Origin of the sequence: Bacillus sp. B1-WWTP-T-0.5-Post-4 (assembly GCF_009183795.1) — a bacterium.
GTDB classification, from domain to species: domain Bacteria; phylum Bacillota; class Bacilli; order Bacillales; family Bacillaceae_G; genus Bacillus_A; species Bacillus_A cereus.
In genome coordinates, this window is sequence record NZ_WEIJ01000002.1 from 537,233 (window position 1) to 557,552 (window position 20,320).

Below are 20,320 nucleotides of genomic sequence, written 5' to 3' on the forward strand. Positions count from 1 at the left end.
CCTTAACTGTTTTTAGTTTAACTGAATCTTATAATGCAGATTGTGATTTTAATCACTATTAACACGGTGTTTTTGTGAATAATATATGAACATTATATTTACAAAAGAAAATAAGCTAACTAGAATTCTAGCTAGCTTATTATTTTGTTTGTATAGCTTGTTCAATTACTTTTATATCTTTCCCATCGCCAAACTCCGTATATCCCCAGATATTCGTTTCACCTCTATATTTATTTACGATAATATCCAAGTCATGATATACACGGTGGGCATACACTACATACTCAATATTTTGAAGTTCCACACCTTTTTTTACAATTTCATAGCTTCTATTTACATCGCGTTTTATTTTTTCATTCTTTATTTCTGTATGTATATTTTTTAACGATGATTCTTGTTGTTGAAACCATTGCTTAAATTGATTCCAATCCCCGTCTGTATAATTCTCTGCTTTACCGTAATTTAAGAAATTATTATAGCTTTCATGTGTCATTCGAATAAAATTTAGCACTTTTGTCTCTTCTTGCACATCTTCTATTTGAGCTATTGTATTTACCTCAGCAGGCTTATTCGCATAATGTAACAGCACTTTCATAAGACTATAGCTTGCAATGATCATCACGATAATAATCCCGAATACACTTAACAATTTCTTCATATACAGAACTCCTTCTCTACTAAAAATATTACAATGTATGACTATACTTGTAACTTTCTCTCGCAGAAATATAATTCCTGTATAAATTCTTCCTATCATTTCGACAATATTTTTCTATACATTTCTCGTTGGCAAATGTTCTTGTAAAACAATATATCCTTCATAAGCTGTGTAACCGAGTATAGCCATTAATCCGATATAACAAGCAAATACTGTCCATTTCGTTTTCGCATCCACTTTATAATAGTTTTCTTGTTGTTCCTTTTCTGTTTTCCATTCATTTAATTTTCTTTCTGACGCTTCAAATGCTTCCCTTATGTGAATTGTATACTCATCTTTTTCATCTTCATATGGAACATAATCTAACGGTTCGAACTTCGGTAAAAGATACTCTAACACTTCCATTTTTTGAAGTTCACCTATTTGTAACTCTTTTTCCCGTTCTCTTTGTCTTAATGCATTCATCTCATGATGCATCACGTATATAGTCCGATGTACAGCACCCGTTTCTTTTAATTCCTCTTCAAGCCTAGTAACATATTCTTTCATCCCATCAATTTTATGCCCTAATTCCTTAATCGGCTCATCTCTCTTTATTACTCTATATAACTCCATACAACCGATAATAACAATAAATCCTCCCAAAATACTTTTAAAGTAAATTGAATAGCCAAGTAATAAAATAAGGCCTGCTCCCCAAATTTTAGTACTGACAACTGAAATAATTCGCCCACCATCTAGCGGCGAAACGGGAATTAAATTAAAGAAATTAATCATACTTCCAAGCAAAATAACAAGCGCCCAAAATGGCTCTTTCGTCATTATATAAAGCGGTATCGCTGGTAAAAATGACAGAAGTCCGAAAAGCGGACCCATATAGGCAATGTAAGCTTCATCTTTCGCATTTTTCGGCATCTCTTTCATTCCAATAAGGGCCCCCATAAATGGAATAAAGATTGCTGGCGATGTTGGGATCCCCTTTCTTTTCGCAGCCCATAAATGGCCCATTTCATGAACAAACAACAAATAAATGAGCGCCACTCCAAATTTCCAACCATATAGAACTGCGTATGCGCCAAGCGATAGAAACATACTAAATACCGTTGAAAACTTTGCTAATTTAAAAATTGCAAATACCCACTTTAACTTAGACAGTAAAAATAGACCTATCGCAACAATAATTCCCCATAATCCTTTTTTATTATTTTTCATATTCCTCTCCTTTATCTCTCATTAATGAATCATATCATTCATCAAAGCTTGTTCTTTTCTCTATTATGACATATTTTTTTCTATTGTTAGAAATAATGTTTATATAATCCATTTTCAGCCAAAAATATAAATAAAAGGAGGTGTACACAAATGAATTTACAATCTCTTATAATAGGTGCTCTATCGTTTTTAGCTTCAACTCTTATTTTTTATACCGTTAGTTACGTATTATTATTAGATTTGTTGCCCAATCACGTATTTATTGCCCTTGTCATCCTTTCCGCTCTTATGATTTCTTTTCTTATTACACGAAAATCAATGAATGAGCCATCTACAAAAGCAAAGTAATAGAGAGGGGTGCTTTCCCCTCTCTATTATCATTTCCTAGGAAAGGTCATATAGATTTGACGAGTTTATATTCATTCCAATCCGTAAGGGCTAATTAAAGTCTCACTTTATCTTTGAAAATTCATTTTTTCACCATAATCTTTAACAATCTGAATTATATTTTGAAACACACCTATTTTTTCTTTTTCACTGTTTAATATTTTCAAATCATAACTTTCGTAATATGTTTCTAATGATTTTAATTGTGATTCTGAAGCGCTTTTTATCGGAACAGTAGCATGTAATTCATATTGCTTATACCCTTCCTTTACTTTTTCACCTAAAATCATTTCACTCTCTTTTGCTCCAATTAATTTTTGAACTTTTTCTGGAAAATTGAGTTGCAAATAATATTCTTGCTCCTTCACTAACTTATTGTATAGTGATTGTGAAATCGTATACCGTACCGTATAATTCACGTTTTGATCGCCTGTTTTAATATGAAACGCGGTAATCTGCAAATCTTTTTTTGTTACTTCCGTTAAAGGGCTTACCTGCATCTCATCTTCTTTTTGTTCTGAGACATTTGGAAATATATCCAAAAGCTTTTCCGTATCTTTTTCATTCAACATATACATAGCTTTCTTATATTGCACCCATCCTCGTCTATCTTCTCCCCTTAACCATGCATAATAAGTTTCTTTTTTCCCATCTCTACTAATTTGTATTTCATATTCAGGTTCACCGAAGCTTCCTGTTATTTCTTGTTTCTCAGCTTTATTCAAAATGTCTATTACTAACTTCGCTTCTGATTCCTGCAACTTTTTCTCTTTATGTTTTTTTTGTATAACGGTTACCCCTATTGTTTCTTTCACTTCATTCACCGTCTCTTCTACTTTTTTTGTTTCTTTTTTCGGTTCAACTTGACCACAAGCTGCTAGTAACATAACAAACAACAACACCAATACATATTTCCCTTTCAAATTAATCCTCCTCTTACGATAAGAAATCCTTATAATCTTCATACATAAAACAAAAACGTGACATCCTATTAAATACGCTATACTAATCATTGAAAGGAGGTCTTTATCATGTCCATTAATTTTCATGATGAAAATAATAAGTACACATATGCAACAAGAAACGCTCATATTTCTTGGGCTGAAATGGTAAAAAACATTACAGAAATACAAAACAAGCAAATAATTGATATCGGCTGTGGTGGTGGGATTTATACGAAAGAACTCGCTCTTATGGGAGCCAATAATGTTGTGGGACTTGATTTTTCAAAAGAAATATTACAAGCTGCAAAAGAAAATTGTAACAACTTTTCAAACATTTCATTCATCCACGGTGATGCACATAATATCCCATACCCTAATGAAACATTCGACATAGTTATTTCGCGTGCAGTTATTCATCATTTACAAGACATTCCTACATTTTTACGTGAAGCTTCTCGTATATTAAATAAAAACGGTGTACTTATTTTACAAGATCGAACAATTGAAGATTGTACAATTCCAGGAAGTCCCGAACACATTCGCGGATATTTTTTCTCTCTATTTCCAAAACTTATTGAAATAGAGTCAAAAAGACGTCCAAAAACCAACACTATACAGACAGAATTACAAAAACATTCTCTTCATGTACTTCCCACACAAACACAATGGGAAATACGAAAAATACATGATTCTGTAGAAGCATTATTGCAAGATTTATCTCCTCGAACAGGTCGATCTATTCTATATGAGTTAACAGATGATGAACTTTCTCAACTTCTACAACATATACAGACCGCATTACAAAACGTCTCTCCTATTATTGAAAGAGATCGATGGACAATTTGGAGCGCCATGAAGTTGTAAGGAAGGAAGCCTCACAAAATAATGTGAGGCTTCCTTTCTTTCATAATCTAATTTTGCAACACTCTTGATATCCTCCACTTCTGGCCTGTGCACTTCCACACTTCGGACATACTAAATATCTAGACTGATTTGTCAATAAACTACCTTTTTGAAAGAGTAAAACTTCTGCTTGTTTAAACGAACGCGAATAATATAACCACATAAAACCAATTATAGCAATAATGCCAAATAATACTCCCATCGCAAGCATTTCAGTCACCTCTTTTGGTTTGTTCTTTCCAGCAAGTGGATTGTTGTATTATTCTCTGTAAATTCAAACAATCCCTTCTTTACTCTTATAAATATCAACTTTCTCTATAAATTTTACAATTCTCCGCAAATTTTCACTCCCATTTTACAATTCATCATTTCCTTTACAACAACGAATATCACTTTCGATATTTCCGTATATAAATATATCTTTCAAAAAACATATTGACTTTCTAAAAAAAACATGCAACAATACTGTCAGAATACTTGAATAAAAATTCATTGACGAGAACGAGTACGTTATAGAACTGTTCCCCAGAGAGTTGGCGATTTGCTGAAAGCCAACGTTCAGCGCGTAACCGAAAATCATCTCCGAGAAGTAGAACCGAATGTTACAGTAAGTTCTTACCGGCCGTCCCCCGTTACAAGGAACACGTATCATGTTGTACGTTGCAAAGCCGTATACATATAGATTTATTTCTACATGTGTAAATTAGGGTGGTATCGCGGGTAAATATAACTCGTCCCTTTCTTTAGGGACGAGTTTTTTGTGTTCTTACAAATGAATTTAAAAAAGGAGGAAAAACAATGAACACTGTATCAAAAAAACATATTTTTTTCACGGGTCTTATGCTATTTTCTTTATTTTTTGGGGCAGGTAATTTAATTTTCCCTCCCATGCTTGGCCAAAATGCAGGTGAAAACTTTTGGCCAGCAATGATTGGATTTTTACTAACAGGAGTTGGCTTACCACTACTAACTGTTATCGCAATTTCTCTATCTGGAAATGGAATGCAGCAACTTGCAAGTCATGTTCATCCATTATTCGGAATTTTCTTTACAGTAATTGTATACATTGCTATCGGTCCATCTATGGGCATCCCACGTGTTGCAAATGTCGCTTATGAAATGGGTGTTAGTTCTTTCTTACCAGAAACAATCCGCTCTAGCAGCCTAGTGCTATTTGTATATACAATCATCTTCTTTACTATCGTATTTTGGCTGAGTTTGAATCCATCTAAACTTGTTGATCGTATTGGAAATGTATTAACACCTATTTTATTACTCTCTATTTTCTTATTGTTTGTTAAAAGTGTATTTACACCACTTGGGCAATCAGGACCAGCAATGCAAGAGTATCAAACTTCTCCAATCTTCAAAGGCTTTATGGAAGGCTACTTAACAATGGACACTATTTCAGCACTTGCATTCGGAATTATCGTTGTAAATGCAATTCGCTCTAAAGGTGTGAATGATCGTAAGTCCATTGCCATCGCCACAGCAAAAGCAGGGCTTATTGCCGCTACAGGGCTCGTACTTGTATACGGTGCACTCGGCTGGCTTGGGGCAACTAGCGTCTCGCTCGGATATGCAAAAAATGGCGGACAGCTACTTACTGTTATCGTACAACAATTATTCGGTCCATACGGTTTGCTCCTATTATCTCTTATCGTTACACTCGCTTGTTTAACGACATGCGTTGGACTCGTATCTGCGTGCAGCCAATATTTTTCAACATTATTGACTACATTTTCATACAAAACGTTCGCGAGTATCATTTGCGCATTAGGATTACTAGTTGCCAACTTAGGTTTAACGAAAATTATCGCAATCTCTGTTCCAATTCTACTTGTTGTGTATCCAATTGCGATTGTACTCGTACTACTATCATTACTTCATAAATACTTCGGTGGATATCGCTCTGTTTATGTAGGTGCTTTAATTGGAGCAGCTGTAGTGAGCGTATTTGATGGATTAAAACAAGGTGGTATTTCAGTTTCATTTATCACACCATATTTTGAATTTATCCCTTTATATAATGAAGGAATCGGCTGGCTAATACCAGCATTAGTAGGAGGTCTTATTGGTCTTGCAATGGCTAAGTTAAGCGGTACGAAAAAAGTTCCATTAGTAACCGAATCTCACGAAGTAAAAGCCTCCTAAAAAAACTCCCAAAAGGGAGTTTTTTTACATTTGATACGCAGCATGATTAAAACTGCTTATTTTATAAGCCTTCGTATAATATTCAATATTCGTATCAACTGTTTCTACCTTGACAACATCATAGCGCTCTTCTTGCTTTACTAAAAATAAATAGTATTCCTCTGTTGCCTCAATAATCGCAATTTTATCTGTTTCAACATTATATTGTTCACAAAGCGCTTGTAATGCGTTCACATAATCCCCTAATTTTTTAGACTTATCCATTCCGAATATAGTTTGAACTAACATATACATTCTCCCCTTTATATGTACTGTTAACACCTCAATGATAACGCTTACATTATTTGTCGTCAATAAAAACATTCAATTGTTTTAACGCCAAATCTATATTGTATCGAGCCAATAATCAGCGAGGAATTCCCCGCCAATTAAAGTTTTACTTTATCCCGCATTAACTGCCCGTAAAAGTCCGATTGGTGAGGGCTGATAATCAGTGGGAGAGGAACAACCTCCCCACTGATTAAAGTTTCACTTTATCACTTCGTTAATTGATGCCTAAATGCATAAATAACCGCCTGAGTACGGTCACTTACATTCAATTTATTTAATATATTACTCACATGTGTCTTTACCGTTTTCAGTGCAATAAATAACTCGTCCGCAATCTCTTGATTACTTTTTCCCTCTGCAATTAATAACAAAATCTCAAACTCTCTTTCCGTTAAATCATCATGCAAAGGTTGCTCTTTCTTTTGACGCATACGGGACATCATTTTCCCGGTAACTTTCGGCTCTAATACTGTTTCTCCATCATAAGTAGCTCGTACAGCATCAGCAATATCACTTGCTCTTGATGTTTTTAATAAGTAACTGGTCGCCCCAGCCTCAATAACAGGATACAATTTTTCGTCATCTAAAAAGCTTGTTACAACTACAATTTTTGCTTCTGGCCATTCTTGAATAATAGCACGTGTTGCTTCGACACCATCCATCTCATCCATAACAAGGTCCATTAAAATAATATCCGGCCTTAATTGCAATGCTAATTCTGATCCTTTTCTTCCATTCTCAGCTTCCCCTACTACTTCAATATCTGGCTGTGTCGATAAATATGCCGATACACCCATACGAACCATTTCATGATCATCGACAAGCAATACTTTTATCATACTTCTCCCCCTCTCTCAATCATAATCGGTACTTTTACTTCTATTTGTGTACCTTTGGCCGGGAAACTAAGTACCTTAAGTGTCCCACCAATTTCATGAACACGCTCTTGCATCGATCTTAGGCCATATGAACCAGCCTTATTAACCCCTACTTCAAACCCAACGCCGTCATCAATGATTTTTAAAATCGCATATTGATCAATTTTTCGAAGGCGCACTTCTGTTTTCTTTGCCTTCGCGTGTCGCAACGTGTTTGATAGCGCTTCTTGCACAATACGGAATAAATGATCTTCTACACCTTTTTTTAATTCTATTGGCTCAATAAGCCATTCAATTTTCATATGTTGTTTTCGCGATAATTCCGTTAATAATTCCTCTATACCTTCTGTCAGTTTCTTACCTTCCAATTGTACAGGACGTAAATGAAGGAGCAATGCTCTCATTTCTGATTGAGCATTTACAACCATATTTTCAACAAGTTGCAATTGTTTTTTTGTCACATCTGGAAATTCAGTTATTTGTTCATTAATCGCTGACATCATCATCGACATTGCGAAAAGCTGCTGACTTACTGAATCATGCAACTCCCTTGCTAAACGATGCCTTTCTTGAGAAATCGCTTCTTGTCTCATCTCTTCATTCCAATGAGCTCGTTCATTCGTTACTTTTTGAAAGAGTCCAGCTTGCTCCTCTAATCGACGAGCCAGAACGATTACTTTTCGTTCCACTTCATGAAATTCATCATCTGCAGTAAACGAAACATCGCTCGGAAAATTCCCTCGCTCTACTTCAAATAGAAAAGTATTTAATCCTTGTATACGCTGCTCTATATAATAACCGATTGCATATCCTACAATTCCCCCGATAAGTAAACTTGTAGTCATAATAAACAAGCCAATTGGAACAGAAGCGATGGATTCCTTCCATAATAAATCATACACTTGTTGCTCGCTTTTCCATACATATACAATTGTACAAATGAGTGCGATACTAACAGAGGACAACATAGAATAACGAATATACATCCACGAAATATTTTTTTGTTTCTTCATTATACTTTCCTCACTTCCGTGTCGCCTACGACAAGCGAAGAAATAATTTTAATACGTCGAGGAGCCTCTTTATACTGCTCTGTTCTAAATGTAACATTGCGGTTAAACCCTGTCTCTTCATGACCTGGCAAGAGCACACGTCCGACAATAACAGAATGATTTAAAGAAAGTTCAATATCATACGGCACATATAAACGAATATTACCAACGACACCCCGAATAACAATTACCGTTTCCCCTTCTGGAATCATAGCAGTTGTTAAATCTATTTCCACATCACAAGCACCATATTGAACATTAATATCCTCAAGTTCATAAATATGATCCATCATTCGTACATTGCCTACAAACATATTTTTCAAATATGTTTCTGTACGATATATTTGCTTCTCTTCGTCTATAATCCCTTTTTCTTTAATTTCAACCTTCATTGCTTTTTGCTGATGCCCTTGTTGAATCAATTGATAACCAATTAAAGCTAAACAAGCAAATACGACAAGAACAAATGCTGCTGATGAAAATAAGAAAAATAAAAATACGATACCACCAACAAATAAAAATACATTTCCCCGTACATAACGATTCTTTTTACGATAATGCCTTCCAAACATAAGCATAATAAATGCAAAAATGAGACCACCTGGTTCAAAATGTCCAAGTATCATATCAAGAAAAAGACCGAATCCAAATATGATGAGGAGCATCCCCATTAATTGTGTCTTTGAAAAATGTTTCTTCATTTCAGCTCCCCCCTTCTTGTCACATATACATAGAAGAAAAGGCATTGCTTTCCAACACCTTTTCTCCTATCACTATATCATAAGCCTGTTTTATAATATACTACTATTATTTTGTTAACTCTTTCGTTAACGATACATCATTCTTTTCTTTCATTTCACGCTCAAGTTTTGCAATTTTCATATCAAACGTGTCACGCTCATGCTCTTCATTCATACGAGTTTCTAAGTCACGAATATGATCTTCAATCTCTTCAAATCGTAAGAACGGATTATTTTCATCCATTTTATGCATCGCAGTATTCATACGACGATTTGCATGTGCCATATTTTCACGTGCCATTAGTTCCATGCGCTTTGCGTGCATTTCTTTTAATTTATTTTTCATTTCAGAAAGACGACGCTCTAACTCATCAATTTGCTCTACAACACCTGCATACATTTCTTCTAATCGAGTTACTTGCCCTTCATAATAAGCTACCTCTTCTAACGCACGTTCGTGCAATTGTAATTCACCTGCTTCTTGAGCAATGATAGCTTGCTTTGATCTTTTATTAACGAAATAACGTGCTTGCTCAAGCTCACGAGCAAAGTTAGATTTTAATGTTTTATGACGCTCAATTAACTTCTCAATTTTTGTTATTTCACGCTCACTATCACGTAAATATTGGTTTAACATCGCAATTGGATTTTTTCTTTCCTTCTCATCTAACACGTTATGAAAATCAGCTAAAATTGCATCGCGTACACGTCCGAATAAAGATTGTTTCATTATAAATCTTCCTCTCTTCTACTTTAATTATAATTTGATTTATTGTTTTAGTTTTTCATTAATTTGTTCCACTCATCTTCAAAGTTGCTATATGATTTAGAACTTTCTGGAGCAGATTCAACAACTACATCTTTTTCTTTTTTCCACTCACGGTATCCGTAGTATAAAACCACTAAAGCAGCGATACCGATTAATGCTGGCGAATGAGAAAGTGCAATGGATAAACCGATTAAACCAACAATACCCCAAGCTAACTTTCCAAAAAATGATTTAGCTCGCACAAATGATTTATAGCTCCAATATACAACTCCTGCTCCGATTGCGAATCCTACAATACCAGCAAGACTACCAAGAGCAATTAAAGCCAAAATACCGGCTGCGATAAACGCTAGAAATTGTTTCATCTTGTGCTTGCCTCCCTTCGATTTGATACTCTTATCTTAACTATTTTTTCATCTTTCCATAACGAGCTTAAGAACCGTTTTCTACTCAGACTTAAGACCGAGTCATATTCAGCCCTTTACGCAAAAAAAACGTGCAGAGTCTATTCTCTGCACGTTTTTTAATTACTAACATTCATATTAAATTAAGCTGTTTTATGATACTCTTTTTTCTTAGCTACTTTCGAAAACCTTGGAAACCCAATTAAAATAGAAACAATCCCACATACTCCAACTAAAATTGGATAAAATGCATACGGTAACAATTCAACTGGAGATAACGCTGCAAATCCTGCTGCCGTTAACATTTGGGCACCGTACGGAATTAATCCTTGCACACAACATGAGAAAAGATCTAATACACTCGCTGATTTACGAGGGTCTATTTCATATTGATCTGCAATATTTTTTGCAAGCGGGCCTGTAAAAATAATTGAAATCGTATTATTCGCTGTACACATATTCGTCATACTCACTAAACCAGCAATACCAAATTCCGCTCCTTTTTTCGAACGAATATTACGTGTTAATACATTCATTAAATATTGAATACCACCATTATATCGGATTAATTCAACCATACCGCCAATTAATATAGCAAGTAATACTAACTCCATCATACCGCCCATTCCAGTCGTTACACTTTTAAAGAAACTTTCTAACGTGTAACTTCCATCTATAAGACCGATAACACCAGATAGTACAGTTCCACCAGTTAATACAATAAGTACATTCCAGCCAAGTAGCGCTGTAATCAGTACTCCTGCGTACGGTAAAATCTTTATCCAATCAAAGCTATGTGCTTTAATCTGCGTGTCACTCCCTGAAGTAACTATTACTAATAGTACAATTGTAATAATAGCCGCTGGTAACACAATTAAAAAGTTCGTTTTAAACTTATCTTTCATTTCTGTTCCTTGTGAACGAACAGCTGCGATTGTTGTATCTGAAATAAATGATAAATTATCACCAAACATCGCTCCGCCAACAACAGTAGCCATTGCAAGCGCAATTGAGATATCAGTTTGACCACTAATACCTACAGCAATCGGCGCTAATGCTGCAATTGTTCCCATTGAAGTTCCCATCGCTAATGAAATAAATGCACCAATAACAAAGATTCCAGCTACGATAAATCCTGGCGGTAAAATAGTTAACGCTAAATTAACAGTTGAGTCTACTCCGCCCATTCCTTTAGCAGTTTCAGAAAACGCACCTGCAAGCACAAAAATTAATACCATAATCATAATATCCGGATTTCCTGCACCTTTAGCGAACCGCTCTACTTTCACATTAAAACTTTCTTTACGATTCATCACTAAAGCGACTCCTACAGCAATTGAAATCGCTACAAGTATCGGCAATTTATAGAAATCACCTGTAATAATTCCAGAACCAATAAATAGCGCCAAAAATATCCCAAGTGGTAATAAAGCTAAACCATTTCCTCTCGTTTCTTTCAAAGTACCATCTCTCCCTAGTTTCAACCTTTTTCTAATGAATAACAAAAGACCTCTTCCGATGAGAAGAGGTCTTATACATCTATAAGAAACACTCTTCTCATCTTTCAAGCACACGCTTGCTGGATTTGGCACAGCACTCTGAAATCGAGTCCGCTGCCGAGGCATCGTAGGGCCAGTCCCTCCGCCTCTCTTTATAAGAAGGTTTCATATTTATTTTTTAATAATAATTTCTTCCCTAACTTTACTCGCTTACAAAACAAAAGTCAATTATTTTTTGTATAGATTTTTTTGGTAATTATACAAAAATTTGAATACAACAATCATTTTAACTTTTCGATTTCTTCTTCCAATATTGAAATCCAATAAAATTCACTATTTTTCATTGTTGCTAATATCCATTTCGTAGTGTACCAAGCTAGCTCATACTCTTCCTTCGTGACATCACCACTTTTATAAGCATCCTCTAGCTCCTCTTCATCTAATACATACACCTTACCGCTAGATAATAATACTACATCTAAATATAAATCATCAAAATACGGTAAACCACGATCGTCTATTTTATATTCTTTCGCCACATCGATATAATATTGCACTAATTTTTTCTGATCATCTAACATAGCGGTAATCGCAAAGTTTTTCCCGTCTATGAAATATTGAATCCACGTATACTGATCCGCTGCAATACAAATTTCTTTACCATCATATTCTTTACAACTAGGCTCTCTCACCATTTTTATATCCAGTATTCCGAGCATTCCCTCTTCCACTTGCTTAACCGTATAACTCTTTTCTATTAGTCTCTTCCACGAAGAACCGTCACCATATTTTCGTTTCATTATGTCTGCTCCTCTTCTATATACAGAAAAGCTCCCACATATTATGTGAGAGCTTGTTCATATTATAATTAAGCCGCTTGACCCTTTTCAGAAATCTCTTTTAAATAAGCTTGTCCTTTTTCAGCGTCATATTGACCTTCCCACTTAGACATAACTACAGCTGCTAAAGAGTTTCCTACAACGTTAACTGCTGTACGAGCCATATCTAAAATACGGTCAATACCAGCAATGAACGCTAAGCCTTCAGGTGGAATACCTACTGTACCAAGTGTCGCTAATAATACAACGAATGATACGCCCGGTACACCTGCGATACCTTTTGATGTAACCATTAATACAAGCAACAATGTAATTTGTTGTGTAATAGATAAATCAATACCGTACATTTGCGCTAAGAAAATAGCCGCAATTGCTTGATATAAAGTTGATCCATCTAAGTTAAATGAATAACCTGTCGGAATAACGAAAGATGTAATTGCTTTCGGGCAACCGAATTTCTCCATTTTCTCCATGATTTTTGGTAAAACTGTTTCTGAGCTTGCTGTAGAATACGCTAAGATCAGCTCGTCTTTTAAAATCTTAAAGAATTGGAAAATGTTAATTCCAAATATTTTCGCTGTAAGTCCTAAGACAACTACGACGAAGAAAATCATTGCTCCATATACGACAATTAGTAATTTCCCTAACGGAATTAATGAAGCAAGACCAAATGTAGAAACTGTAACACCAATTAGTGCAAACACACCAAATGGTGCAAATTTCATAACTTGGTTTGTTACGTAAAACATTGCATCAGCTACACCTTGGAAAAATTGAAGAACTGGTCTTCCTCTTTCACCAATCGCTGCTACACCTAAACCAAATAGTACAGAGAAGAAGATAATAGCAAGCATATCTCCGTCAGCTAACGACTTCATAATGTTCGTTGGAACAATATTTACAAATGTATCTGCAAATGAATGACTTTGTACTTGCTCTGTCGTATGTGTATATTTCGAAATATCTGTCTTTGTTAACTGCTCCATATTTACGCCTTTTCCTGGTTGGAAAATATTCGCTATTAATAGACCAACAATAATTGCAATTGTTGTAATAATTTCAAAGTAAAGAATTGTTTTTCCGCCTAGTCGACCTAGTTTTTTAACATCGCCAACACCAGCAACCCCAACAACAATACTTGCTACAACAATCGGTACAACGATCATTTTAATTAATCGGATGAAAATATCACCAATTGGTTGTAAGTACTTCACAACAGCTGGATTATCAAAGAAAATCGCACCAACCGCAATACCAAGCGCAAGTCCTATTAATATTTGCCATGCAAGTCCTATTCTTTTCATATTTGTTGTAACCCCCTCTTCGATGTGTCACTCTATCTCTCATTCTATCTCTATAAAACTAAGAAATTAAGAGTATTACATATTATTCGACAATTCACTACATTTTGTCCCTGTTAAAAATCATAAATCAAAAATTTAAATCTGACAACAAAATAACTTTGCCCGAACACAAATAATTTTCTTGACAAAAAGCAGACCCATGTTAGAAAACCTAACATGAGAACGATTCCTTACTAGTGTTTTATTAGCTTTCCAAGTAATATTTCACCTCATAAAAACGATTACTTTCCTCCTTCATTCCACAGATAAATCCCAAAATTTACCTTTGTTACACATATGAATAAAATGTAAGCACTATGACAATTACAGTTGAAAAATGATAAATTCCGACAAAACTTAGCAATTTTATAAAATTTTCTTTACATTATGATTACAACGATAGACACCCTTCTTCTTATGATATATAACATTCATAGGGAAAGGAGTCAGACAACAATGAAAAAGAAATTTGCAGCGTTTAGCGTTTTAGCAGCAGGAACGATTTTTGCTTCCCCGTTACTTTCACCCGTATACGCTGAAACGAATCAAGATAAATTATCTAACATTCAATCTGAATTAGAAGGCAAACAAAGTGACTTACAAAATAAATCAGTCGAGAAAGAACAAATAGAAAAAGAAATTCAAGAATTACAGAAGAAAATCGATGAATTAACTACTTCCATTAATAAAAATGAGACTGAATTAAACGATACAAAAAAAGAAATTAGCAAAACACAACAAGTAATTACTGACAAAAAGAAACATATAGAACAATTACAAACAAACATAGATACACGTCAGGAAGTTATTAAACAACGATTACAATCTATGCAAGAAAAACCGCGTACAAATATCATTACAGAAGTATTAACAAACTCTACAAACATTGCTGATCTTGTTGATAATATGTACTCCGTAAGTTTAATATTAAACAACGATACAGATATTGTAAAAAAACAAACATCTGATCAAAATGCTGTAACGACAGAAAAAGAGGCTGTTGAGAAAAAAGAACAACAACTGAAAGACTCTGAACAAAAACTAGAACAAAAACAACAAGAATTACAAAATAATCAACAGCAGCAACAAACTCTTATTAACGATCTACATACGAAAGTAGCAAAAGTAGATTCAGAGATTGAAGGATTAGAAGAATCCAAGGGCATTTTAGAAAATCAACGTCAAGCTGTTCAAAAAGCAATTGAAGAAGAAAAACGGGCGGAAGAAGCTCGTAAAGCGGAAGAAGCCCGCCAGGCAGAAGAGGCTCGCAAACAACAAGCTACTAAATCTGCTCAAGCGGCCCCAACACCACATGATACAAATATCGGTGGTTTTATCAAACCAGCAGCTGGATCAAAAACTTCCGGATTTGGTGTACGTTCTTTAGATAACCATAAAGGAATTGACATCGCTGCTTCGGGAACGGTTCCAATTATCGCTGCTGCAGATGGCGTTGTTATTCGCTCAGAATTATCATCTAGTTACGGAAACGTAGTGTATTTATCTCACCGTATAAACGGAAAAACATATACGACAGTATATGCTCATATGAATAGTCGTTCTGTATCGAATGGACAAACTGTAAAACAAGGCGATCAGCTTGGATTTATGGGGAATACGGGCCAATCATACGGACAACATTTACACTTCGAACTTCATCTTGGAGAATGGAATGTCGGCAAGACAAACGCAGTTGACCCATCTCCTTATATCGGATTATAAAAAACCTCGGTGCCTACCGAGGTTTTTCATTTACACTTCACACAATATAGGCGTTCTACATAGACTATAACTAAATGCCTATAGTTGACGAGGTGATCCATATGAATACGCAATTACAACAAAAAATAGAAGAAGCTAGAGGAACGTATATTGGCCGAATATTTACATTTGGCGGCTCAGTTTTATTTTTAATCGGTTCATTCCTCGCAGTCACCACAGCCTATAAAGCGTATAATCGTCTATTACATTCATCAACATAAAAAAAGACGGGAGATCCCCGCCTTTTTTTTATGCAAACATTTTAAATACACCTATCGCATTTAAAAATACAATTATTACAGTTACCGGAATAACATAACGAAGTAAGAAGAACCAAATGTTAAATAACGTTTTCCCTTTCGTTTCCGTCACTTCTAATTCTTTCATCAACAATTCTTTACTCATTTTATTTGGTACAAATAATGAAATAGCTAGTACTCCTAACGGTAGCAATACGTTACTTACCGAAAAGTCGACTAAATCAAAGAACGTTTTCCCAAATATTTTCACGTCACTCATAATCCCAAATGATAACGCTGATGGAATACCGACTGCAAAAATAAGAATACCAATTAATAATGATGCTGACGGACGCTTCTTCTCATTACCTTTCGCAACAGATGCTACTACAATTTCAAGCATTGAAATTGCTGATGTTAAAGTCGCAAAGAAGAATAAAATTAAAAACATAATAAAGAAAAATTGACCAAATGGTATTTTTGCAAATACTGCTGGAAGGACGATAAACAGTAATCCTGGTCCTTCAGTTGGTTTTACTCCTAATGCGAAAATCGCTGGGAAAATTGCTAATCCTGCAAGTACTGTAACAAAAACAGTTAAACTTACAATAGATGTTGCTGATTTCGTTAAATGTTCCTCTTTCTTTAAATATGAACTATACGTTACCATTACTGAGGCACCTACTGTTAGCGAGAAGAAAGATTGTCCCATTGCATATAAAATCGTATCTGCTGTAAGCTTTGAAAAATCTGGCTTTAAGAAGAACTCTACTCCAGCAAAAGCACCATCGAGTGTTAGCGCACGAACAATAATCGCAATAAATAAAATAAATAATAGCGGCATCATGTACTTACTTGCCTTTTCTATCCCTTTCTCTACACCTTTACTTACAACAAAAATCGTACAAAGCATAAAGATAAATTGTGCTCCAATCGCACTTAATGGATTTGAAATCGTTTCACCGAACAATTGTCCATAATCAGCTGCACCATTCCAGAAACTTCCTGTCACACTATAATATAAATAAAGTAAAATCCATCCACCTACAACACTATAAAAAGATAGTACACTAAAACAAGTAACAACTCCCATACGACCAATCCAAGGATATAATTTGCTATTTGGCACTAGTACTTTATAAGCTGTAACCGCCTCTTTTTGCGTGCTACGTCCAATAACAAACTCTGCTATTAGAAGAGGCATACCTATAAATAAAGTTAATAGTAAAAATACAAGGAAGAATGCGCCTCCCCCGCCATTACCTGCAACATATGGAAATTTCCATATCGCACCAAGACCTACTGCGGCTCCGGCTGCTGCGAGTACAAAGCCTATTTTCGACGTCCATTGCTGTGTTTCTTTCATCATAATTTCTCCTTTTCTGAATATTTAAACTTTTGTTAATTATACACTTTCATGTCATACTCGCACACCTCCTTTAGAAAATAAAAAAGTCCCCTACACGCAAATATGCATGTAGAGGACGATATATGTAATGTAAATACCGTGGTACCACCTCAATTGGATTGATAAATCCCACTTGTTCAAGTACAGGAATAATTCCGATACTCTATCCTTTTAACGGCGGAACCCGGGTTGCCTACTACAATGTTCAACATACCTCTCGCAAGCCCATTCTGTATATTTTATCGTACCGGGCTCCCACCTAACCCCAGCTCTCTGAACGCATCAAATATACGTACTCTTCTTGCTCATCGATTTCATCTATTGAAGTTACTTGTGATTATAAATTATATTTTTATATTTGTAAAGCGCACTTTATCTTTTATTATTTTAAAACCTTTTCCTCTAACTCACGTAAAAAACTTTCTCTTTTCCCCTCATTTTGCACATATACTGATTTCAACACTTCTTGGAGCAATATATTTCGTTCCCTCTTTTCTAACTGTAAATCTTTTAACTTCAACCTTACTTCATATAAAAAATCTAAATACGATTCATATGTCTCATCATATTTATTTGCAATATCATCTCGAATTTTTTTTGCGAGCTTCGGGCTCGCTCCCCCAGTAGAAACTGCTATATTAAGTAAACCACGATGAATCGCTGCCGGAAAATGAACATTACCACTTTCCGGATTTGTAATAACATTTACTAATTGATTCTCAGCGGCATCTTCAGCAACTTGTTCATTTAATATTGAATCACTACTCGCTGCAACAACTAAAAAAGCACTTTTAATATCACTTTTTTCATATTCTCTTTGATACCAACGAATTTTCTTTTCTTCCACAAGTTTTACTAAATTCGCATCTAATTCTGGACTTATCACAACTATATCCGCACCCTGTTTGAGTAAAGGAATAATTTTAAATCCTGCAACTTTTCCCCCGCCAATAACAACAACGCGTTTCTTATTAACTCGCACTGTAAGTGGATACATACTGATCTCCTTTCAATAACTCCGTCGTTTTCTGAATTAACATATCTTGAAACGCTTCATTCTTCCCTAAATATGGACTGATTTTTATCTCTTCCACTTCATATTGACGCACTTCTTTCTCAATATGTTTCATAAGTAAACCTGTAAATAACAAGTAAGGCAGTACAACGATGTTCTTTTCTTTTCGTTCTACAACTTCCTTTAACTTCTCCTCAAATTTTGGCTCTGCAGCCGCTAAATAACAAACTTCTACTTTTTTAACCTTCTCTTTTGTTTGAAATAAAGAAGCAATCCAGTTTATATCTCTTAATACTTCAGGATCACTGCTCCCTCTTGCAACAAGAAGTAACGTCACTTCATTTTTATCTTCCTGTTCGATGCCACTTCCGCTATACACCGATTTAACAAGTGTTTCTGATACACCAAACGGATTACCATAGGTCACTTTAACATCCGAAAATTGATTAGTTAACTTTTCCAATTCAAAAGGGATATCTTTTTTCACATGACCTGCCGCTAATAAAAAAACAGGGATAGCAATAATCTCAGTGGCCCCACGCTTCACACATGTACGAAAACCATCTTCAATAGAAGGATTCGCTAACTCTAAAAAACAAACTTCTTGAATAGTCGCTTCTATACGGCTCATGCACGATGTAATAAATTGAATCGCCTCTTCTTTCGCTGTCTTCAAACGACTTCCATGACATATATATAAGACGGCTTTCATTTTACAACACTCCACTTACTTGATAAGCATTTTCTGTCTGCTTCTCAAACCAATGAATTTTTTCTCTAAAACGGACAACCTCTCCAATTACAATCATACTCGGATTTTGAATTTGCTCTTTTTTCGCAACATCTACAATTGTCCCTAACGTTCCAACAACTGTGCGTTGCATAGACGTCGTCCCCTGCTCAATAATAGCAGCTGGCGTACTTTTATCTTTTCCATGCTTCATAAGTTGCTCACATATGTAGGGCAAATTACTAACCCCCATATATACCGCTAAAGTCTCTACACCTTTCGCTAAACTTTCCCATTTCACTTCTTCTTCAGCACCTTCTTTCCTATGCCCAGTCACAATAGCAAAACTTGCACTTGCATCACGGTGCGTCACTGGAATGCCCGCATAAGCAGGAGCAGCTATTCCAGCTGAAATACCAGGAATGATTTCAAATGGTACACCTTGCTTTGCTAATGCTTCAGCTTCTTCTCCCCCTCTACCAAACACAAATGGATCGCCGCCCTTAAGCCTCGTTACAACTTTTCCTTTTTTCGCATACTTAATAAGAAACGTGTTAATTGTCTCTTGCTTCATCGTGTGATAATTCGGGAGTTTTCCGCAATAAATTAAATCCGCGTCAGGCTTTGCGTAAGAAAGCAGCTCTTTATTCACAAGTCGGTCGTATAAAATAACATCTGCCTTCTCAATACATTTCAACCCTTTAACAGTAATTAAATCTGGATCGCCAGGACCCGCTCCAACAATATAAACCTTTCCCATCATCTCTCCTCATTTCTTCTATTAAAATGAAACTTCCATTCGTATATAAGAATGGAAGTTTTTATTTTTTCGTATTACTGATCTCTACTCATGGATAACAAATGCCCCACCTTTTCGAAGCTTCTTTTTTTCAAACAAAGAAATCTCTTTTACCTCTGGCAACGGTAAAAAATGCTTTTCAAGCTCAATCTCCGCAAGCTTAAATGCCTGTTCTTCACTTTGAGCAACAACAACAATCGGAACAATACTATTTACTAACACAGCTTCAAATCGATATAAATCCATATCGTCCCTC

Annotated in this window: 23 protein-coding genes, 1 riboswitch and 2 other annotated features; of the genes, 5 read left to right on the forward strand and 18 right to left on the reverse strand. The window is 35.3% G+C overall.

The genetic code is table 11. From position 1 onward, the window contains the following. Positions 1-139: 139 nt before the first annotated feature. Together GBN91_RS08385 and GBN91_RS08390 are read right to left on the reverse strand one after the other, a co-directional pair. Positions 140-658, reverse strand: a complete 519-nt coding sequence (locus tag GBN91_RS08385; protein WP_000735526.1) for a hypothetical protein — start codon at positions 656-658, stop codon at positions 140-142. Positions 659-772: 114 nt separating this feature from the next. After that, positions 773-1,870: a site-2 protease family protein gene (locus GBN91_RS08390; RefSeq protein ID WP_000794491.1), complete on the reverse strand. Its 1,098-nt coding sequence runs from the start codon at positions 1,868-1,870 to the stop codon at positions 773-775. Positions 1,871-2,020: 150 nt separating this feature from the next. On the opposite strand from GBN91_RS08390, the gene GBN91_RS08395 reads away from it, so the two are divergent. Then, the gene (locus tag GBN91_RS08395) at positions 2,021-2,218 is read left to right on the forward strand and encodes a hypothetical protein (protein WP_001053357.1); all 198 of its coding nucleotides are present in this window, start codon (positions 2,021-2,023) and stop codon (positions 2,216-2,218) included. A gap of 107 nt (positions 2,219-2,325) precedes the next feature. Here GBN91_RS08395 and GBN91_RS08400 read toward each other — a convergent pair whose 3' ends face one another. Next, positions 2,326-3,180, reverse strand: coding sequence for a YhfM domain-containing protein (locus tag GBN91_RS08400; RefSeq protein ID WP_152121383.1), 855 nt, complete (start codon positions 3,178-3,180; stop codon positions 2,326-2,328). 108 nt (positions 3,181-3,288) lie between these two features. On the opposite strand from GBN91_RS08400, the gene GBN91_RS08405 reads away from it, so the two are divergent. Continuing rightward, positions 3,289-4,065 (forward strand): class I SAM-dependent methyltransferase, encoded by a 777-nt coding sequence (locus GBN91_RS08405; RefSeq protein WP_000026285.1) that lies wholly within the window; start codon positions 3,289-3,291, stop codon positions 4,063-4,065. Between the two features lie 40 nt (positions 4,066-4,105). Here the strand turns inward: GBN91_RS08405 and GBN91_RS08410 are convergent, their stop codons facing one another. Next, complete coding sequence (locus tag GBN91_RS08410; RefSeq protein ID WP_000880630.1) at positions 4,106-4,315, reverse strand: hypothetical protein; 210 nt, start codon at positions 4,313-4,315, stop codon at positions 4,106-4,108. Between the two features lie 272 nt (positions 4,316-4,587). After that, positions 4,588-4,846: a binding site (T-box leader), on the forward strand. Positions 4,847-4,902: 56 nt separating this feature from the next. On the opposite strand from GBN91_RS08410, the gene brnQ3 reads away from it, so the two are divergent. Next, the gene (brnQ3, locus tag GBN91_RS08415) at positions 4,903-6,258 is read left to right on the forward strand and encodes a branched-chain amino acid transport system II carrier protein BrnQ3 (RefSeq protein WP_016122166.1); all 1,356 of its coding nucleotides are present in this window, start codon (positions 4,903-4,905) and stop codon (positions 6,256-6,258) included. Between the two features lie 24 nt (positions 6,259-6,282). Here the strand turns inward: brnQ3 and GBN91_RS08420 are convergent, their stop codons facing one another. From GBN91_RS08420 to gltP, 9 genes are all read right to left on the reverse strand, one after another. Continuing rightward, positions 6,283-6,621: a DUF3922 domain-containing protein gene (locus GBN91_RS08420; RefSeq protein ID WP_002025529.1), complete on the reverse strand. Its 339-nt coding sequence runs from the start codon at positions 6,619-6,621 to the stop codon at positions 6,283-6,285. A gap of 173 nt (positions 6,622-6,794) precedes the next feature. Further along, positions 6,795-7,427 carry a response regulator gene (locus GBN91_RS08425; protein ID WP_000598707.1) on the reverse strand — a complete coding sequence of 211 codons (633 nt, stop codon included), beginning with the start codon at positions 7,425-7,427 and terminating at the stop codon, positions 6,795-6,797. Further along, positions 7,424-8,479, reverse strand: a complete 1,056-nt coding sequence (locus GBN91_RS08430) for a sensor histidine kinase (RefSeq protein ID WP_000744326.1) — start codon at positions 8,477-8,479, stop codon at positions 7,424-7,426. The genes GBN91_RS08425 and GBN91_RS08430 overlap by 4 nt, the downstream gene beginning before the upstream one ends. Next, a complete protein-coding gene (liaF, locus tag GBN91_RS08435) occupies positions 8,479-9,219 on the reverse strand; it encodes a cell wall-active antibiotics response protein LiaF (protein ID WP_000716095.1) in 741 nt (246 codons plus the stop codon). Before liaF ends, GBN91_RS08430 begins: the two co-directional genes overlap by 1 nt. A gap of 106 nt (positions 9,220-9,325) precedes the next feature. After that, positions 9,326-9,988: a PspA/IM30 family protein gene (locus tag GBN91_RS08440; RefSeq protein WP_000814127.1), complete on the reverse strand. Its 663-nt coding sequence runs from the start codon at positions 9,986-9,988 to the stop codon at positions 9,326-9,328. A 47-nt stretch (positions 9,989-10,035) separates the two neighbouring features. After that, entirely contained in the window at positions 10,036-10,392 is a 357-nt protein-coding gene (locus GBN91_RS08445; protein WP_000808641.1) for a lmo0954 family membrane protein, read from the reverse strand. A 182-nt stretch (positions 10,393-10,574) separates the two neighbouring features. Beyond that, on the reverse strand, positions 10,575-11,891 hold the full coding sequence (locus GBN91_RS08450) for a Na+/H+ antiporter NhaC family protein (RefSeq protein WP_025709328.1): 1,317 nt from the start codon (positions 11,889-11,891) through the stop codon (positions 10,575-10,577). Between the two features lie 94 nt (positions 11,892-11,985). After that, a riboswitch (SAM riboswitch) is annotated at positions 11,986-12,091 on the reverse strand. A 120-nt stretch (positions 12,092-12,211) separates the two neighbouring features. Further along, a complete protein-coding gene (locus GBN91_RS08455) occupies positions 12,212-12,730 on the reverse strand; it encodes a ribonuclease FAU-1 family protein (RefSeq protein WP_152121384.1) in 519 nt (172 codons plus the stop codon). Positions 12,731-12,798: 68 nt separating this feature from the next. After that, the gene (gene gltP / locus GBN91_RS08460) at positions 12,799-14,073 is read right to left on the reverse strand and encodes a glutamate/aspartate:proton symporter GltP (RefSeq protein WP_000821130.1); all 1,275 of its coding nucleotides are present in this window, start codon (positions 14,071-14,073) and stop codon (positions 12,799-12,801) included. A gap of 495 nt (positions 14,074-14,568) precedes the next feature. On the opposite strand from gltP, the gene GBN91_RS08465 reads away from it, so the two are divergent. Further along, on the forward strand, positions 14,569-15,834 hold the full coding sequence (locus tag GBN91_RS08465) for a murein hydrolase activator EnvC family protein (protein ID WP_000726086.1): 1,266 nt from the start codon (positions 14,569-14,571) through the stop codon (positions 15,832-15,834). 101 nt (positions 15,835-15,935) lie between these two features. Then, a complete protein-coding gene (locus GBN91_RS28765; protein ID WP_001096006.1) occupies positions 15,936-16,094 on the forward strand; it encodes a hypothetical protein in 159 nt (52 codons plus the stop codon). Positions 16,095-16,122: 28 nt separating this feature from the next. Here GBN91_RS28765 and GBN91_RS08470 read toward each other — a convergent pair whose 3' ends face one another. From GBN91_RS08470 to GBN91_RS08490, 5 genes are all read right to left on the reverse strand, one after another. After that, a complete protein-coding gene (locus tag GBN91_RS08470) occupies positions 16,123-17,478 on the reverse strand; it encodes a sodium-dependent transporter (protein ID WP_065223950.1) in 1,356 nt (451 codons plus the stop codon). A gap of 111 nt (positions 17,479-17,589) precedes the next feature. Continuing rightward, positions 17,590-17,838: a binding site (T-box leader), on the reverse strand. A gap of 64 nt (positions 17,839-17,902) precedes the next feature. Next, positions 17,903-18,517 (reverse strand): NAD(P)-binding protein, encoded by a 615-nt coding sequence (locus tag GBN91_RS08475; protein ID WP_152121385.1) that lies wholly within the window; start codon positions 18,515-18,517, stop codon positions 17,903-17,905. Then, positions 18,492-19,247, reverse strand: coding sequence for a sirohydrochlorin chelatase (locus GBN91_RS08480; protein ID WP_000648887.1), 756 nt, complete (start codon positions 19,245-19,247; stop codon positions 18,492-18,494). The genes GBN91_RS08475 and GBN91_RS08480 overlap by 26 nt, the downstream gene beginning before the upstream one ends. 1 nt (position 19,248) lies before the next feature. After that, the gene (gene cobA, locus GBN91_RS08485) at positions 19,249-20,025 is read right to left on the reverse strand and encodes a uroporphyrinogen-III C-methyltransferase (protein WP_000521262.1); all 777 of its coding nucleotides are present in this window, start codon (positions 20,023-20,025) and stop codon (positions 19,249-19,251) included. A gap of 84 nt (positions 20,026-20,109) precedes the next feature. Beyond that, positions 20,110-20,310 (reverse strand): DUF3906 family protein, encoded by a 201-nt coding sequence (locus tag GBN91_RS08490; RefSeq protein WP_152121386.1) that lies wholly within the window; start codon positions 20,308-20,310, stop codon positions 20,110-20,112. Between the last annotated feature and the right edge of the window lie 10 nt (positions 20,311-20,320).

What these genes read in the sequence shown, in the direction of transcription:
- GBN91_RS08430 (WP_000744326.1), bottom strand. Translation starts at nt 8,479, where the DNA reads ATGAAGAAACAAAAAAATATTTCGTGGATGTATATTCGTTATTCTATG.
- GBN91_RS08445 (WP_000808641.1), bottom strand. Translation starts at nt 10,392, where the DNA reads ATGAAACAATTTCTAGCGTTTATCGCAGCCGGTATTTTGGCTTTAATT.
- GBN91_RS08420 (WP_002025529.1), bottom strand. Translation starts at nt 6,621, where the DNA reads ATGTTTTTATTGACGACAAATAATGTAAGCGTTATCATTGAGGTGTTA.
- GBN91_RS08385 (WP_000735526.1), bottom strand. Translation starts at nt 658, where the DNA reads ATGAAGAAATTGTTAAGTGTATTCGGGATTATTATCGTGATGATCATT.
- GBN91_RS08440 (WP_000814127.1), bottom strand. Translation starts at nt 9,988, where the DNA reads ATGAAACAATCTTTATTCGGACGTGTACGCGATGCAATTTTAGCTGAT.
- GBN91_RS08465 (WP_000726086.1), top strand. Translation starts at nt 14,569, where the DNA reads ATGAAAAAGAAATTTGCAGCGTTTAGCGTTTTAGCAGCAGGAACGATT.
- brnQ3 (WP_016122166.1), top strand. Translation starts at nt 4,903, where the DNA reads ATGAACACTGTATCAAAAAAACATATTTTTTTCACGGGTCTTATGCTA.
- GBN91_RS08425 (WP_000598707.1), bottom strand. Translation starts at nt 7,427, where the DNA reads ATGATAAAAGTATTGCTTGTCGATGATCATGAAATGGTTCGTATGGGT.
- GBN91_RS28765 (WP_001096006.1), top strand. Translation starts at nt 15,936, where the DNA reads ATGAATACGCAATTACAACAAAAAATAGAAGAAGCTAGAGGAACGTAT.
- GBN91_RS08405 (WP_000026285.1), top strand. Translation starts at nt 3,289, where the DNA reads ATGTCCATTAATTTTCATGATGAAAATAATAAGTACACATATGCAACA.
- gltP (WP_000821130.1), bottom strand. Translation starts at nt 14,073, where the DNA reads ATGAAAAGAATAGGACTTGCATGGCAAATATTAATAGGACTTGCGCTT.
- GBN91_RS08470 (WP_065223950.1), bottom strand. Translation starts at nt 17,478, where the DNA reads ATGAAAGAAACACAGCAATGGACGTCGAAAATAGGCTTTGTACTCGCA.
- liaF (WP_000716095.1), bottom strand. Translation starts at nt 9,219, where the DNA reads ATGAAGAAACATTTTTCAAAGACACAATTAATGGGGATGCTCCTCATC.
- GBN91_RS08475 (WP_152121385.1), bottom strand. Translation starts at nt 18,517, where the DNA reads ATGTATCCACTTACAGTGCGAGTTAATAAGAAACGCGTTGTTGTTATT.
- GBN91_RS08410 (WP_000880630.1), bottom strand. Translation starts at nt 4,315, where the DNA reads ATGCTTGCGATGGGAGTATTATTTGGCATTATTGCTATAATTGGTTTT.
- GBN91_RS08490 (WP_152121386.1), bottom strand. Translation starts at nt 20,310, where the DNA reads ATGGATTTATATCGATTTGAAGCTGTGTTAGTAAATAGTATTGTTCCG.
- GBN91_RS08395 (WP_001053357.1), top strand. Translation starts at nt 2,021, where the DNA reads ATGAATTTACAATCTCTTATAATAGGTGCTCTATCGTTTTTAGCTTCA.
- GBN91_RS08480 (WP_000648887.1), bottom strand. Translation starts at nt 19,247, where the DNA reads ATGAAAGCCGTCTTATATATATGTCATGGAAGTCGTTTGAAGACAGCG.
- GBN91_RS08455 (WP_152121384.1), bottom strand. Translation starts at nt 12,730, where the DNA reads ATGAAACGAAAATATGGTGACGGTTCTTCGTGGAAGAGACTAATAGAA.
- cobA (WP_000521262.1), bottom strand. Translation starts at nt 20,025, where the DNA reads ATGGGAAAGGTTTATATTGTTGGAGCGGGTCCTGGCGATCCAGATTTA.
- GBN91_RS08390 (WP_000794491.1), bottom strand. Translation starts at nt 1,870, where the DNA reads ATGAAAAATAATAAAAAAGGATTATGGGGAATTATTGTTGCGATAGGT.